This window comes from Nitrosomonas ureae (genome assembly GCF_900108305.1).
Lineage (GTDB): Bacteria > Pseudomonadota > Gammaproteobacteria > Burkholderiales > Nitrosomonadaceae > Nitrosomonas > Nitrosomonas ureae_B.
Genome location: NZ_FNUX01000024.1, coordinates 1 through 13,058 on the forward strand (window position 1 = coordinate 1; position 13,058 = coordinate 13,058).

Sequence of the window (13,058 nt, forward strand, 5' to 3'; positions counted from 1 at the left end):
ATCACAAAGCCTCGCCTGCGACTCACCCCTTTAATTCCAGCTTCACGCATCAACCTGCCTACGCGCTTATGATTGACCCTGACTCCACGATCGGCTAGCTCAACGGTAATGTGCGGGGGCGGCCATACGTACAATCGCTTGTACGGTATATGGCCATGATCTGCTCGATCAATCGACAGTTGGTAATGGCCCGTCGGCTGGGTGTGCGTTTTGCCCAGTCATAGTAACCGCTGTGCGATACACCGAGTGTCTCGCATAGAACACGAGCCGGAAATTGGGCCCGGTTTGCCTTGATTAATTGGTACACCTTCCCCATCAATCCTTGTTGTTTGCAAACCAGGCCGTAGCCTTTGCCAATATGTCACGCTCCATCTCCACACGCTTGAGCTTCTTACGCAATTCCAGCAGCTCCTGCCGTTCGTTGGCACTCAAGGAAGCAACACTCGATGTTGCAGCGGAAGCAATTGTCTGGCTTGATCTAATTGGTACACCTGCTGCTCGACACCAAGTTTGTATCGAAGTGTAGTGGCAACCAAATTCCTTGGATAATTGCTTGGGGCATTTGCCTAATGCTACCAATTCCACCATCTGCTGACGAAACTCAGGTGGGTAAGCAGGTTTGTAGTTTTGTGTCATATTTCTTCTCCTTTAAACAGAACATAATGTGTCCGTTCAAAGGGGGCAACTCCAGTACACAAACTTAACAACAGGCCAAAAAAGTGCCTGGGTTTTAGGGCGCCTTACGAGATATTCCACGAATTGTCGGGCACAGACGCTGAAAAATTGGTGGGTTATGCACTTATTACTTGAATTCAAGCAACACCTTATCCGGGGGTAAGATCTTTGCCCGCGCCGTTCGCAGCACCTCATAAGACGGCAGCAAAAAGATGCCACTCGCCGGGCACCCCCTTCAACACGTGGGAGCCGCGGTCTATGAATTCAATTCGCGAACCGACCACAAGATCCTTCACGGTACTGGATACCAGGATTTCGCCTGGTCCGGCCAATGCTGAAACGCGCGCCGCAATGTTTACAGCGATTCCGGCTATGTCATTTGCCATCATCTCAATCTCCCCGGTGTGCAAGCCGCTTCGGATTTCCAATCCGAGTGAACGCACGGAGTTGCGGATTGCGTCAGCGCAGCAGATGGCTCGTCCCGGACCATCGAACGTCACCAAAAAACCGTCTCCAATCGTCTTGATCTCCTTGCCGCGATAACGAGCAAGCTCCATGCGAACGTGATCATCGTGGATGGCGATCAGTTTTTTCCACTTTTCGTCTCCCAAAGCGACTGCGCGCTCGGTCGATCCGACCACATCGGTGAAAAGCACCGTCGCCAGCACCCGGTCCGTGCTGGGGCCTCGCCGCACCCCAATGAGCTCGGACAGAAAATTTTCAATTTGCTGATCTACCGCGTCCAAGTCGCCGCCAAGGGGAAAGTGATCCCCGCCTTCCAGTTCAACGTATCGCGCACCAGGGATGTGCTCGGCAATGTACCGGCCGTGTCGAACATCCACAAAGGCGTCATGGGCCCGGTGAAGAACCAGAGTGGGGACAAAAATCGTGGGTAATACATGCCGAACGTCCCCTTCAAAGCCCATGCGAAGAAGACCTACAGCTGCACCGGGACTCGCGGCCATTCGCTCGTAGCGACCCCACCAGGCGCAAAATTGCTCATCATGCGCCAAGCTCGGTGCAACGACGTTCACGGCCGCGCCATCACCCCAATGGGGTTCGAGCGAGGTCAAAAAGCTTTCGAATTCAATCGGATCAAAACCCCAATCGTAATCTGGCGCCTTGAGAGCGTGCGCCCACGAGCCATACACCACTAAGGCTGTGGTTCGTTCAGGATAGGTCGCGGCAAACAGCATGCACAGGGGCCCGCCCTCGGAAATCCCGTATAGAACGGTCCGGCTAGAGCCAACGGCGTCGAGGACCGCATGGAGGTCCTCCATGCGATCTTCAAGCGTTGGCAGGCTTTTCGACGAAACCCGGTCAGACAGGCCGGTCCCGCGCTTGTCAACCAAAATGAGGCGACTGAACGATGCCAGCCGGCGAAAGGAGTGAGCCAGCCTCGGCTGCTCCCAGGCCACTTCAAGATGGCTGATCCAGCCAGGCACCAATACGAGGTCGATCGGCCCTGCGCCGAGCACCTGGTAGGCAATATGAAATTCGCCGCTCCTGGCATAGTGAACTGATGGAATTTCCATGGCTCTGTGTTGTGGTCAAACAAAACCGGACACTTTGCTAAGTCCTTTTTCAAATTGTATTGGCGACATATCACCAATGGTTGTATGAATGCGCTGAGCGTTGTGGTAGGCGATATACGCTTGTATGTCTGCTATAGCGGATTCTCTGGTTTTGTAAACATTACCCGTCAGCCACTCGCGTTTTAAACTACCAAAGAAACGTTCTGTAGGAGAATTATCCCAGCAATTGCCATTGAGAACGCCCTGCGCGAGGGGAATACCGGCACGGGTTCGAGTGACCGCAAGTCCCACAGACGGATACCATCCTCACCCGCCGTGGCCAGGTAGTCGCCATGGATCGCGACCGCATTGACAACGTCGCTATGGGCTGCGAGTACGGCCTGCCGATTGCCGGTCGCAACATCCCAGACGCGCACTGTCTTGTCCTTGCTGCCACTGACGAGTCGTTTACCGTCTGGTGTAAAGGCGAGATCGAGGATGCCCAGATCGCGTCCCTTAATTTTTTGCTTTGACTCCAACGTGTCGGCCTGCCAGAGAATGATTGTTTTATCTTTGCTGCCTGTGGCAATAGTCTTGCCATCAGGGCTGTAAACGACAACAGCACTTCCTCCCGTAACGGACGTATTACATGCTGGCGAAGCTCGTGCAAGCGATCATGAATCCTCTTGCAATTGGCAATCAAAGTCACCTTCCGAATACAATCACGAATGCTCGGCATGACTGTGACGATCAGGTCAGCCAATGGGGTTCCTGGCTGGATTTCAGGAGGAAGATTGTCGGTAGCGTCCTTCAGTGTCTTTTCCAAGCGTTCCCGGAATGCTGGTAGGTTTTTAAACATCTCGACGTGACGCTTGCAAAGCTTTGGCTTGAATTTCTCGAGTTTTTCCTTCTGTTCCGCTGTCTGTTTATCTTTCCAGTCCTTGAGATCCTCCCTTTCTTCCTCAGAGACACGATATTGATTTGCGGTGGCCGGTTCCCCAGCAATAAATACAAATACCTTTTTGCCTTCATGACATGCATGGTTATACTCCCATTCGGTCACGCTCAGGCCATCGGCGCCCGGTTCGTCGGAAATCGTACCGTAGTTCCATCCGACGATGACGACAACCCAGTTAGACTCCTCTACCAATTGTTTGCTGGCAGCAACAGCGAACTCACGATCGCCGCTCTGCGTCTCTTTCTCCATGGATTTCTCCAGAAGCTGAACCCGCTTTTCCTTTTCTACGCGAACATTTTCAATAACTCGTGACGCCTCTTCTCGATATTGTGCGAGATCAGCACGGGTGCTACTGATCATGATATTTATTTGCCTTACTTGCGATTCTGGCATTGCGCTTCATCCCTCGCGGTAAAAATATCTTGTAGGTACAATAAAATAGACAATATTTCCCTAAAAATAATGATAACATAAAACCACAAAACGTCTTTGTTGTTTCTTAATGCCGGGGTAAAAAATTCAAACCCGAAGAGATTGGAGATGAATCTATCGAATATCATATTGAGTGTCAACAACACCGAGCATTTACAAGAACTCCCTACCAAACCAGGATCACCCGGTAGTTCGTTCACATTGGTACGCGTGGGGCCGGTGGTAACCAGGTCATCGAGTTGTTCTGTAAATAGCGGAGATGGGATGGACGCCTCCCTCCCATCTCAGTCATTGACAGTAAACCAGGCAGCTTTAATTCTAAATTCAGAGCAATGCTTTAACGACAAGCACTAGTCATTTTGTAACACAGATCAACTCTTCCCAGTCAGTCGTATAGTTCTGGCTTTTATTGCTGCGTCTCATTAGCCAGTTTTTTGTAATACCTTCGGAAGCTAATCTGATGGTTCCTCTGCCAATCCGGACATTTATAGTATCGATCACGCTCATGACTTCAGTCTTTTTGCTGATCGGTGATAAGCCGAATAAATCCGTCTGCCGGGTTTGGGCATCTACTAATCCGCTGAGCATAACCCCGGCTTTTTGATATTGATAACGCCGCCGATAAATTTTACGTAATCCCCATATGGCAGCCTTGGTTAACACGATCGTGCTTGCTGTTTGAGGGGATAGAGAAACCCTAAATGCATTTGCATAATTTTCTTCAGGTTTATTAAAACGACTGGTATTGATGAACACCGTGATTGCTCCGGCGTACGAATTCTGTCGCCGCAATTTCTCAGCGGCATGGCGGGTATATAAGGATACAGCTTCTTCCAGGCTTGCTAAATCAGTCACCTTGATCCCAAACGAACGTGAAGAAACGATTTCTTTCTTTGCCGGAGATACTTCTTCCAACTCTATGCATGGTGTACCGTTTAATTCTCGGATCATTTTCTCCATCACCACCGAGAATCTGCTGCGCATGCTGGGAATGGACGCCTGCTTTAGATCAGATACTGTAAAAATATTCATGGCATTTAGTTTTGGTGCTAGTTTTCTCCCGATGCCCCATAACTCCCCTATTTCGATACGTTCAAACCATTCCTCCTGCTGGAATGATGTCATGCTGCTCAGATCGCATACGCCGTTGAATTGCGGCTGTTTCTTAGCGAGATGATTAGCCAACTTGGATAGTGTTTTTGTCGCACCTATTCCCACGCACACCGGTAGTCCCGTCCATTGCTTAATTCGTTGACGAATAAGCTGGCCATAGAGAGTCAGGTTTCTTGTTCTAAACCCCGTGAGATCAAGAAAACATTCATCGATGGAATAGATTTCCTGATTGGGACTGAACATTGCCAGAATACTCATGACGCGATTGCTCATGTCGGCATACAAGGTATAGTTGGATGAATAAGCGATGATTCCGTGTTTCCTTGCCAGGTCTTTGAGTTGAAACCACGGTTGACCCATTTTGACGCCCAGCGCCTTAACTTCATTGCTTCTCGCGACTGCGCAGCCGTCATTATTGGATAGCACCACGACCGGCCTGTCTTCCAGTTGAGGGTTGAATACCCGTTCACAACTGACATAGAAATTGTTGACATCGATCAGCGCAATGGAACGGTTGTTAGTATCCATGTAGCGTTATGACCTCCACTTGCTTCCGGTTCAGGAATTTCAGCAGATAGCGGTAGGTATCCCGGTCAAAACAGGGACGTGCTGATAATTCATCCAATTCCTGATGATCTTTGACGCTACCCAGATGGCACCACTGATCAAAGACGTGAATTTCCGTGATGTCATAGTCCGGGTTGTGTTCCCGGATGCCAATACGGCCAGCATATGGCCATGCCAGCAACTTATATTGGCTTAATGCAGTGAGTAGGCGCAGCCAATGTGACTCGGCGGATTCGAGGCCCGCGCACAAGCCCTTGCAATGTTTTAATTGATGCGCAAAACACACACCGGAGCCTTTTTCCAGCCCCAATGCTTTATCGCATAGCCCGTACTCGTCGGCCAACTTGTTTAAGACCTCCAAAGCCTGCCGTTTGGTTTTGAAAGTGCCATATACATTTTCTGTGGCACGCCAGTCGATGTCGCTGTCATTGATCAAGGTCAGCAGAGGCTTGGCCTTGGGGTCGCTCGATACTTGCCAGGCACAGAGTTGCCGCTCGCGCCTGAGCTGCCGGTTATGAATGGGTTGGTATGCCTTGATCAGGCGAGATTCCAGTAACAATGCGCCGAGTTCACCGCTGGTGATGCGGTATTCGACTCGCTTGATTTCTTGTGCGATACGCATTTCTTTGGCTGAACGATGATCACCCTGGAAGTGGTTAAATACCCGGTACCGCAATGAAACACTTTTGCCGACATACAGTAATGCGCTATTGCCATGGAATAAATAAACACCGCACGTCTCCGGAATGGTATGGACATCCAGATGATCGAGGCCCGTTGGAATCGCTTGCTGCTTCAGGAGTGTCCGTGCGGTTTCCTGAACCGTCGATTCTCCCAGTTCACGAATCGCGACATTGATGAATGCCGCCATCATTTCCGTATCGTCCATAGCGCGGTGGCGCTGGTTACAGACTAGCTGGAACCTATCGATAATGGCATCGAGGCTATGTGAATGATGCTCTGGATAGAGTTTTCTCGAAAGTTTGACTGTGCACAGCAATTTCTTTTGAAAGGTAATACCGATGCGCTTGAATTCGTTTTTGAGAAAACCATAATCGAAACGCACATTGTGCGCGCACAATACTGCCTGATCGAGCCATTGCAGCAGCGTTTCACACACTTGAGCAAAAGTAGGCGCATGATTGACCATGTCCTGGGTGATTCCAGTGAGTCGCTGAATGAAAGGCGAGATATTGACTTCAGGATTGATGAGCGTATTCCAGCGGCCGATTTCAACGCCGTTCTCATAACGGATCAAGCCGATTTCAGTGATGCAATCCTGGGTTGGGGTGGCTCCTGTCGTTTCCAGATCCAGCAACACATAACACGGCAATAACGTACTCATTTAAAGCGGCGGAATGATCCTATGACGACACCGAAAATCTCAAATTGCGTATCGGGACAAATGTAAATGGGCCGGTAAACGCCCGATGAATTGGCTGGCATCAGCCGTGGCATTTTGTTTGCCCCTTGATCAAGGATTTTGATCGTAAATTCACGATCCACTACGGCCAATACAATATCGCCGATACTGGGCGTTTTGGAGCGATCCACGACCACTTTATCACCCGGCAGCAAACCGACATCGATCATCGACTCTCCCTTGATCGTGACGAAGAACGTTGAAGCGGCGTGATCGATCATAAATTCGCTGATATCAAGGCGCTTCTCGACATAATCATCAGCGGGACTTGGAAAACCAGCAGCAACCTTGGTGGAAAATAGGGGAAGCCTGATTGGTTGCTCGTTGATGACAGGAGTGAAGATATCATCCATATTAACTGTTTCGAGATCACTTTCTGTTCTTTTGCGCTGATAAGCATCCAGAAAGCTTTTGACAGTAACTCCCTGACTTTGCGGTATACGCACTGTAACAGTTGGTTCGCCATATTTGCCCTGGCCACGCGGCCTGCCGGCATTTTCTCGTTTTCCGCCTCGATTTGACATGTTCGAATGACTCCATATTGAAATTCGTGACGATATTCAAACACACCATCATCAACCATGTCAAATGTACAAAACGCTCTACACTCATGCCATTGAAATATTACTGATCTTTTAATCGTACTAATCTTGGCCAGCGATCATGTATCCAGGCATATTCTGATGGTGTATCGATCGTCACCACATAAACCCGAGTTTCTTTGTCTCTTTCGGCCAATAATCCCTGAATCACCATTCGCTTATCCAGTTCTATCCAATGGGATTGACTACCATGGTCTTTTTCCATGAACTGGTCAGCGGCAATTAAAATCGGTCTCGGGTGCCAGGGCTTCCATTTACCATTTTTGATGGAATTTAGTCGCGCCCAACCGCCATTCGGAAATTTACCGATGGCTTCATCCTTGCGTCTGCCCCACGTTATCCAGGTAATATTGCCATCTCGTAAACGAACAGGTAAGCGCGCATCCGGTTGCGGGAAATAAATCTTCTGATCCTGGTATTCAATCCCGCCACACATAACTATCCCGCCCGTTACCTACTGAGTCCTCTGCCCCTTGGGTATTTGACCAGTGCGGCATCTTCCTTCACTAAGGTTCTGGGCTTCCTAAAAATGGCGCTTATTTCACCGGGTATTGACGTAAATAACCCTTCTTCTCGCAATGAACGATAATCAGAGCCCTCTATGGTTAGCACATCTTTTAGTATGCCAGCTTCACAGGCTTTAGATAATACTGAGTGTCTGTAATCATTGGCATTCGTGATGGCAAATACCGTATTGACGCCAGAATTACGTGCAAAATTTTGTAGTCGCGCCAGAAGCAGATTGTGAGGGCGATTAAGTACCGATAAGGGTAACTCACTTAGCGACAATACAAAACCTGTTGCACTGATGCCTATCAAGTTAAAAAACTGATCCCGCTTTTTTAAAGCATGGCCTATCTTTGCCAGATCCTCCGGTGAGGCTATTTTCTCCAACAGCAGCTCATGACTTTTATAATGATTATTCTGATAACCCCCTGCCTGATCCCCCATCCAATTCACAAAATCGACATGACCGTCTTTATCAATGACGCTATATTGACTGGTATTGATAACCACATGACCTTTGAAACCCGAAACAATGGATGCCAGTATTTCTGTGAGCCTGACATCATCACTCGATGGCGTAGCGTTACCCGATGGGTGGTTATGCAATAACCAGTAACCATCTGCTTTAACATGACGTCTAGTTTTTTCTACCAAAACACCCAGTTCATGTTTGGCATGTCCAATCTTTTCCAAATAGACTGCACCCGGCAATCTGGAACTCACAGCAGTATGATGAATAATGCGATTCATACGGGTATAGAAGATTCTCAGCGTCTCATAACGCGGATCACGCAGTATTTGCGCCATCACTGCCAGATCATGACCTGACTTAATGGGCTGATTCAGGAAGATAGTTCCTCCTTTTTCTCGAAAGTCTTTTGGGAAATCGCAACCCAGTAAGGTGCCACCTGCCCATCGAGCATGAGCTTCAAGCAGTTCTGTATAGGCGCATCGACCTGCTTCCTTTTGCTTTTCGGTAGTACCGGGACGAGTCTCAATATTTTCATAAAGATCACCTTCATCAGGATGAGATGGGGTTCCTGAAATCTTCAGCATATTATAAGATTACCTGACCAATGTCCGTTTTTGTTTGATTTCCTGCTGCTTAGGTTCATTATGGACTTGTAACTTCAATAAGCTGTCCTGTTTAGCCTGCTGAGATGCTTTTTCAACAACCGATCCAACTTGTCGTTTGACAGCCTCAATACCCAGAGTGCTCTTATTCGCCAGATCATTAAAATCACTAAGTTTCTGTGACACTTGCTCATAAGGTGCAAATGTCGGAAAGACTACCCCACCATTCACCTGCTGGGCAGCTTCCATCGCTTTTTCCTTACCTGGATTTAAGCCATTAACTGATTCTTGTGTGAAATCATCATCACCTGCGATCACAATCGGTTTCTGTGGGTATTTGTCATGCAAAACTTGAGCAACTTTGGACAAATTTCCTGAATCAAACGCGGCAACAACGGGAGCACCTAGTGCTTGGGATAGCGTGTCTGCAGTTGCATAGCCTTCTGCGATTACAATCGCCTTAACGTTGTCGAGTGCAGCCAAACCCCGATATTCACTATCAACCACATAGAAATTGCTTTCTTTTTTGCTACCTGTTACAAAAAACTTGGCCCCACTTGGTTGTATCGTTTGCACTGTCCAGGTTTGTCCATTGATGTCTTCTGCCGGTAGCAACAAATCACCGGCTGTTAAAACGATGCTGCCTGGGTTTTCTTCACGTAATGCCTTGGCTTCCTTCCAGTCTTTACCAATTTTAATCATAGAATCAGCGGGCAAAGCATCTACATTCTCAGGTACGATTCTCAAATCACCTGGCCGTGCATTCTTATCCAATAGGTAAGGATGTTCAGAATCCGCAAGTGGTGCGATTGCCAGTAATTCCTTGATAGCTTCCGCAACTTTCAATTGCTGCTCGTGTTGCTCGGCTTTTCTACCTTGCTGTTTGATGGCGGCATTTATTACAAGGGCGGCTTTTTGCTCATCCGTTAAAGAATATCCTTTCGCCTTCCAGCGTGTCTCAAGCCCTGACCGATTATTCTTGAAATATCCGGCAGGATGCCCGTCCAGATGTGCCACATAAAACCCGGATTTTTCACCGGGCTTGTCACCGATAACCTTGACCCGGTGTTTGCTGCCATCCATTAGCGGATGATTGTCCTCAACAACGCAACCGTGAGAGCGCAGTAAGTCGGCAAATTCAGCTTCAGGCGACATAGCGGGATCCTGCTGTCTGGAAACATTCTCAGGCAGCCAACCCTGCAAGGTGTGAATATCCGCTTCTGGCCCTACATACCAGGCTTTAGCCGTATTATCCCAGCAAGCACCGGCAGCTTTCGCCAGATCTTTTTCTGCATAAGGAACAAATAGGTATTTACGTGAATCTGCATCATTTTGCTGGTTGGTCTGATCCATCGTGATTTCCTCCTGATCAACAATTTCCTGTTGCTGTAAGAATGATAGTACATAATCCTTGATTTTTTCAGCATCAGCCGCCGCTCTAAAAATCTCTTTCGGGTCTTCTTCCAATACCTTGATCCATGAACACACATAAGCAGCATGTTGTTCTGGATCATGACCAATGCACAATTCGCCCCCTAGCAACATACTGGCAATCTCAGCACGCAATTCTTCTTTTGCATAACCTTCGCTACCGAATGGATGTAAGAGATCACGATTCAGACGTGTTTCTGATCCACTCCAATGTCCCAGTTCATGTAGGGCCGTTGCGTAATACCGATCCGGTGTCGGAAACTGGTGCTTATGCGGCAAATGAATGCTATCCGTTGATGGCCGGTAAAATGCGCGGTCATTTTCACCATGATGGATGACGGCATTGGATTGTTGCAATATTTGTTCGGCACGATCCAGCGGCTCCCAATCGGGGGCCTTAATTTCAAGCTTGGGCAAGTTATCAATCTGCTCAGCATTGAATACGGATGCATAAAATACTCTCGGACGCTCAAGTTTTACCTGTTCTTTAATTTGCCTACCCTCGCTATCCAGAACAGGATTGCCGTTGTCATCTTTTTTGATGCGCTCATCCGCAAATTTCCAATGCTGCACCAGTGTGCTTTTTTCACCTTTACGAACCTGGGCGCCAAAGTTTACTGCCTGCTTGTACGTCAGCCAGCGCGGATCAGTGCGCCCCTGACACATCAATTGCAACACATTAATGCCCTTGTAGTTTTTACCCGTTGTTGGGTTATTCGGTAATGTTAAAAGTGGGTCTCCTGGCTGCCACGGCTTTTGCCAAGGTGCGGTGCCCTTCTTTAGTTGCTCAATCAAATTTTCGGCTATTTGCTCATGAAAAGTCTTTTTGATTTTTTCCATCACGCATTAACCCCTATACTTGTTGGTCTATCACGCTATCCAATGCATCTTGTTCGCTCAGAGCATCTTCCACAAAGGCCCCAATCCTTTCAGCTTCCATTGGATCAAATTCAGCCTGAAAGCCGGGTATTTCAGCGTCCTGAAGCTTCGCATCTATGATCTCGTCCATGATCTTCAGGTCTTCCACCGACATCCCATTTATCCCATTTTTTGTCTTATTCATGTTACTCACTCCTGTAAGGAATTTATAGGCGATGATTTACTAAGATTCAAAATTAATTGGTTATTGTCGTACCGAATAGAAACATTCTTGCCAATGGGTGGTTTGGTTTTAAATGGTTTCAGTTTGTGTGTGATAAATCCTTTATCTACTTTTTGATAAACAATTTCTTTTTCTTTGTCTATATAAAGAATGATTCCTTCATAAACGGTATTGTTTGCTTCAGCTTCTTTTGACAAAAATATGTTATAAACACCCGCCACAATACCTTTTTCAACCTTCTTTATTGTGCCCACAGTTTCCCATCCCGGGCCATTGTGGCTTTGCAAAATTCGAAACCCATTCATTACGATCATTCTCTGTTTCATTCCTGGTCTATTCCCACAAAGGATTCATAGGATTTTGCCTGTCATTTAGGCGGAACTCAAATAACATTACCGTTGCGTGACATAGATAGGTTATTCACAGTTCTATCCACGGGATTTGTTAGTAACTTATTTTTTCTGGTTGTCCGCTGTCATAAAACTATTTTCCAGCCAATCCGCCCATCTAACAGCTTTAGCCATCAAGTCAGCCCGATACTTTGCATTAACTTTTGGCGTACGCGAATGATAATTGGCCGCTTTTGTCCATAAATCGCCTTTATCCTGCTTGATATGCAGACGTATTCGCCAAGCTGCCAGATCATAGGGATAGCAACCGGGTTGTGCGACATCTTTAGTTGTGATCCCGTATCGTGCCAAATCGCCCAGATAGGCCGTATTGAATTGCATAGAACCCACATCATGGGTTCCATTGCGATTTTTCACCCATTGTCCCGGTTTGCCCCCTTCTTTTTCCGCAATGGCCAAAAGTATATTGGCCGGTATTTCGTATTTGATCGCCGCCGTGATTGAACACACGATTCTATCTTGCTGATCGGGTGGCAAATCCATCATGGATTAATACGCCGGTTGCTGAATATATCGTTGCTGATCCTGATCCTGCGGCAGTTCTTGTTCTTGTACTTGTGGCTGCTGTTGTGGTGGCTGTGGTTGCGCTTCTTTCACCAGAATCTCGACCCGACGATTTTTTGCTCTATTTTCAGGGGAAGTGTTGGGTGCTACCGGCTCAGCAGAACCGCGACCATCAATACTGATACGATTGGATGCAATGCCCTGACTTACCAGATACGCACGTGTACTGGCAGCGCGATTGACCGATAAAGGGTTATTAATGGAATCATTGCCGGTATCATCGGTATAACCAATAACGGTTACCTGGGAATCTGGATTACTCATGAGTCCTGCGGCCAAGCTATTGAGTACCGGATGCATTTCAGGTTTTATGGTGGATTGCCCGGTATCAAAGGAAATATCGCTGGGAACATTGACTTTTAGCTGATTGTCGGGGGTTTGAGTCACCGAAACTTTTGTGCCTTCGGTCGCCGCTTCCATTTTCCTTTTTTGTTCTTCCATCCGGTTGGACCAGATATAGCCACCCACTGCCCCAACACCCGCACCAATTCCGGCACCCAGAGCAGGGTCTCCGGCTATAGCACCAATAATGGCACCAACCGCGGCACCCGCGCCCGTACCCATGACCGTTCCTTTTGCTGTGCTTTGCTGCGATTCGCTCATAGTGGCACAGCCACCCAGCGCAAACACAAGCACGAAGACATACAGAATTGATTTGTTATGCATAACAATCCCATCATTTAGAT

General features: G+C 47.8%; 15 protein-coding genes and 1 pseudogene. All 16 read right to left on the reverse strand.

Annotated elements, in window-relative coordinates; translation table 11 throughout:
- Positions 1 to 134 (reverse strand): IS3 family transposase (locus tag C4S39_RS16065; RefSeq protein WP_181023815.1); only part of this gene is annotated, 134 nt, incomplete at its 3' end.
- A gap of 181 nt (positions 135 to 315) precedes the next feature.
- Complete coding sequence (locus C4S39_RS11780; RefSeq protein WP_103967191.1) at positions 316 to 636, reverse strand: hypothetical protein; 321 nt, start codon at positions 634 to 636, stop codon at positions 316 to 318.
- A gap of 230 nt (positions 637 to 866) precedes the next feature.
- The gene (locus C4S39_RS11785) at positions 867 to 2,210 is read right to left on the reverse strand and encodes an adenylate/guanylate cyclase domain-containing protein (protein ID WP_103967192.1); all 1,344 of its coding nucleotides are present in this window, start codon (positions 2,208 to 2,210) and stop codon (positions 867 to 869) included.
- Between the two features lie 15 nt (positions 2,211 to 2,225).
- Positions 2,226 to 2,501 (reverse strand): IS3 family transposase, encoded by a 276-nt coding sequence (locus tag C4S39_RS16070; protein WP_103967193.1) that lies wholly within the window; start codon positions 2,499 to 2,501, stop codon positions 2,226 to 2,228.
- Positions 2,393 to 2,779, reverse strand: a complete 387-nt coding sequence (locus tag C4S39_RS16075) for a WD40 repeat domain-containing protein (protein ID WP_374953033.1) — start codon at positions 2,777 to 2,779, stop codon at positions 2,393 to 2,395. The genes C4S39_RS16070 and C4S39_RS16075 overlap by 109 nt, the downstream gene beginning before the upstream one ends.
- A 458-nt stretch (positions 2,780 to 3,237) precedes the next feature.
- Positions 3,238 to 3,540 (reverse strand): annotated as a pseudogene (locus C4S39_RS16080) (DUF4062 domain-containing protein); the annotation flags it as partial.
- Positions 3,541 to 3,933: 393 nt separating this feature from the next.
- Positions 3,934 to 5,220, reverse strand: a complete 1,287-nt coding sequence (locus tag C4S39_RS11805; RefSeq protein ID WP_103967196.1) for a Y-family DNA polymerase — start codon at positions 5,218 to 5,220, stop codon at positions 3,934 to 3,936.
- Positions 5,210 to 6,604, reverse strand: coding sequence for an exonuclease domain-containing protein (locus tag C4S39_RS11810; RefSeq protein WP_103967197.1), 1,395 nt, complete (start codon positions 6,602 to 6,604; stop codon positions 5,210 to 5,212). Before C4S39_RS11810 ends, C4S39_RS11805 begins: the two co-directional genes overlap by 11 nt.
- Positions 6,601 to 7,206 carry a LexA family protein gene (locus C4S39_RS11815; protein WP_103967198.1) on the reverse strand — a complete coding sequence of 202 codons (606 nt, stop codon included), beginning with the start codon at positions 7,204 to 7,206 and terminating at the stop codon, positions 6,601 to 6,603. Before C4S39_RS11815 ends, C4S39_RS11810 begins: the two co-directional genes overlap by 4 nt.
- A gap of 100 nt (positions 7,207 to 7,306) precedes the next feature.
- Complete coding sequence (locus tag C4S39_RS11820; RefSeq protein WP_103967199.1) at positions 7,307 to 7,720, reverse strand: hypothetical protein; 414 nt, start codon at positions 7,718 to 7,720, stop codon at positions 7,307 to 7,309.
- Between the two features lie 14 nt (positions 7,721 to 7,734).
- A complete protein-coding gene (locus C4S39_RS11825) occupies positions 7,735 to 8,847 on the reverse strand; it encodes a JAB domain-containing protein (protein ID WP_103967200.1) in 1,113 nt (370 codons plus the stop codon).
- 9 nt (positions 8,848 to 8,856) lie between these two features.
- Positions 8,857 to 11,136, reverse strand: a complete 2,280-nt coding sequence (locus tag C4S39_RS11830; RefSeq protein WP_103967201.1) for a zincin-like metallopeptidase domain-containing protein — start codon at positions 11,134 to 11,136, stop codon at positions 8,857 to 8,859.
- Positions 11,137 to 11,149: 13 nt separating this feature from the next.
- Complete coding sequence (locus C4S39_RS16145; protein WP_445641273.1) at positions 11,150 to 11,359, reverse strand: hypothetical protein; 210 nt, start codon at positions 11,357 to 11,359, stop codon at positions 11,150 to 11,152.
- Between the two features lie 5 nt (positions 11,360 to 11,364).
- Positions 11,365 to 11,712: a KfrB domain-containing protein gene (locus tag C4S39_RS11840; protein WP_258039427.1), complete on the reverse strand. Its 348-nt coding sequence runs from the start codon at positions 11,710 to 11,712 to the stop codon at positions 11,365 to 11,367.
- A gap of 138 nt (positions 11,713 to 11,850) precedes the next feature.
- Positions 11,851 to 12,294: a transglycosylase SLT domain-containing protein gene (locus tag C4S39_RS11845; RefSeq protein ID WP_103967203.1), complete on the reverse strand. Its 444-nt coding sequence runs from the start codon at positions 12,292 to 12,294 to the stop codon at positions 11,851 to 11,853.
- Positions 12,295 to 12,297: 3 nt separating this feature from the next.
- Positions 12,298 to 13,038: an OmpA family protein gene (locus tag C4S39_RS11850; protein WP_103967233.1), complete on the reverse strand. Its 741-nt coding sequence runs from the start codon at positions 13,036 to 13,038 to the stop codon at positions 12,298 to 12,300.
- Between the last annotated feature and the right edge of the window lie 20 nt (positions 13,039 to 13,058).

What these genes read in the sequence shown, in the direction of transcription:
- C4S39_RS11785 (WP_103967192.1), bottom strand. Translation starts at nt 2,210, where the DNA reads ATGGAAATTCCATCAGTTCACTATGCCAGGAGCGGCGAATTTCATATT.
- C4S39_RS11840 (WP_258039427.1), bottom strand. Translation starts at nt 11,712, where the DNA reads ATGATCGTAATGAATGGGTTTCGAATTTTGCAAAGCCACAATGGCCCG.
- C4S39_RS11820 (WP_103967199.1), bottom strand. Translation starts at nt 7,720, where the DNA reads ATGTGTGGCGGGATTGAATACCAGGATCAGAAGATTTATTTCCCGCAA.
- C4S39_RS11845 (WP_103967203.1), bottom strand. Translation starts at nt 12,294, where the DNA reads ATGATGGATTTGCCACCCGATCAGCAAGATAGAATCGTGTGTTCAATC.
- C4S39_RS11805 (WP_103967196.1), bottom strand. Translation starts at nt 5,220, where the DNA reads ATGGATACTAACAACCGTTCCATTGCGCTGATCGATGTCAACAATTTC.
- C4S39_RS11815 (WP_103967198.1), bottom strand. Translation starts at nt 7,206, where the DNA reads ATGTCAAATCGAGGCGGAAAACGAGAAAATGCCGGCAGGCCGCGTGGC.
- C4S39_RS11830 (WP_103967201.1), bottom strand. Translation starts at nt 11,136, where the DNA reads ATGGAAAAAATCAAAAAGACTTTTCATGAGCAAATAGCCGAAAATTTG.
- C4S39_RS11825 (WP_103967200.1), bottom strand. Translation starts at nt 8,847, where the DNA reads ATGCTGAAGATTTCAGGAACCCCATCTCATCCTGATGAAGGTGATCTT.
- C4S39_RS11810 (WP_103967197.1), bottom strand. Translation starts at nt 6,604, where the DNA reads ATGAGTACGTTATTGCCGTGTTATGTGTTGCTGGATCTGGAAACGACA.
- C4S39_RS11850 (WP_103967233.1), bottom strand. Translation starts at nt 13,038, where the DNA reads ATGCATAACAAATCAATTCTGTATGTCTTCGTGCTTGTGTTTGCGCTG.
- C4S39_RS11780 (WP_103967191.1), bottom strand. Translation starts at nt 636, where the DNA reads ATGACACAAAACTACAAACCTGCTTACCCACCTGAGTTTCGTCAGCAG.
- C4S39_RS16145 (WP_445641273.1), bottom strand. Translation starts at nt 11,359, where the DNA reads ATGAATAAGACAAAAAATGGGATAAATGGGATGTCGGTGGAAGACCTG.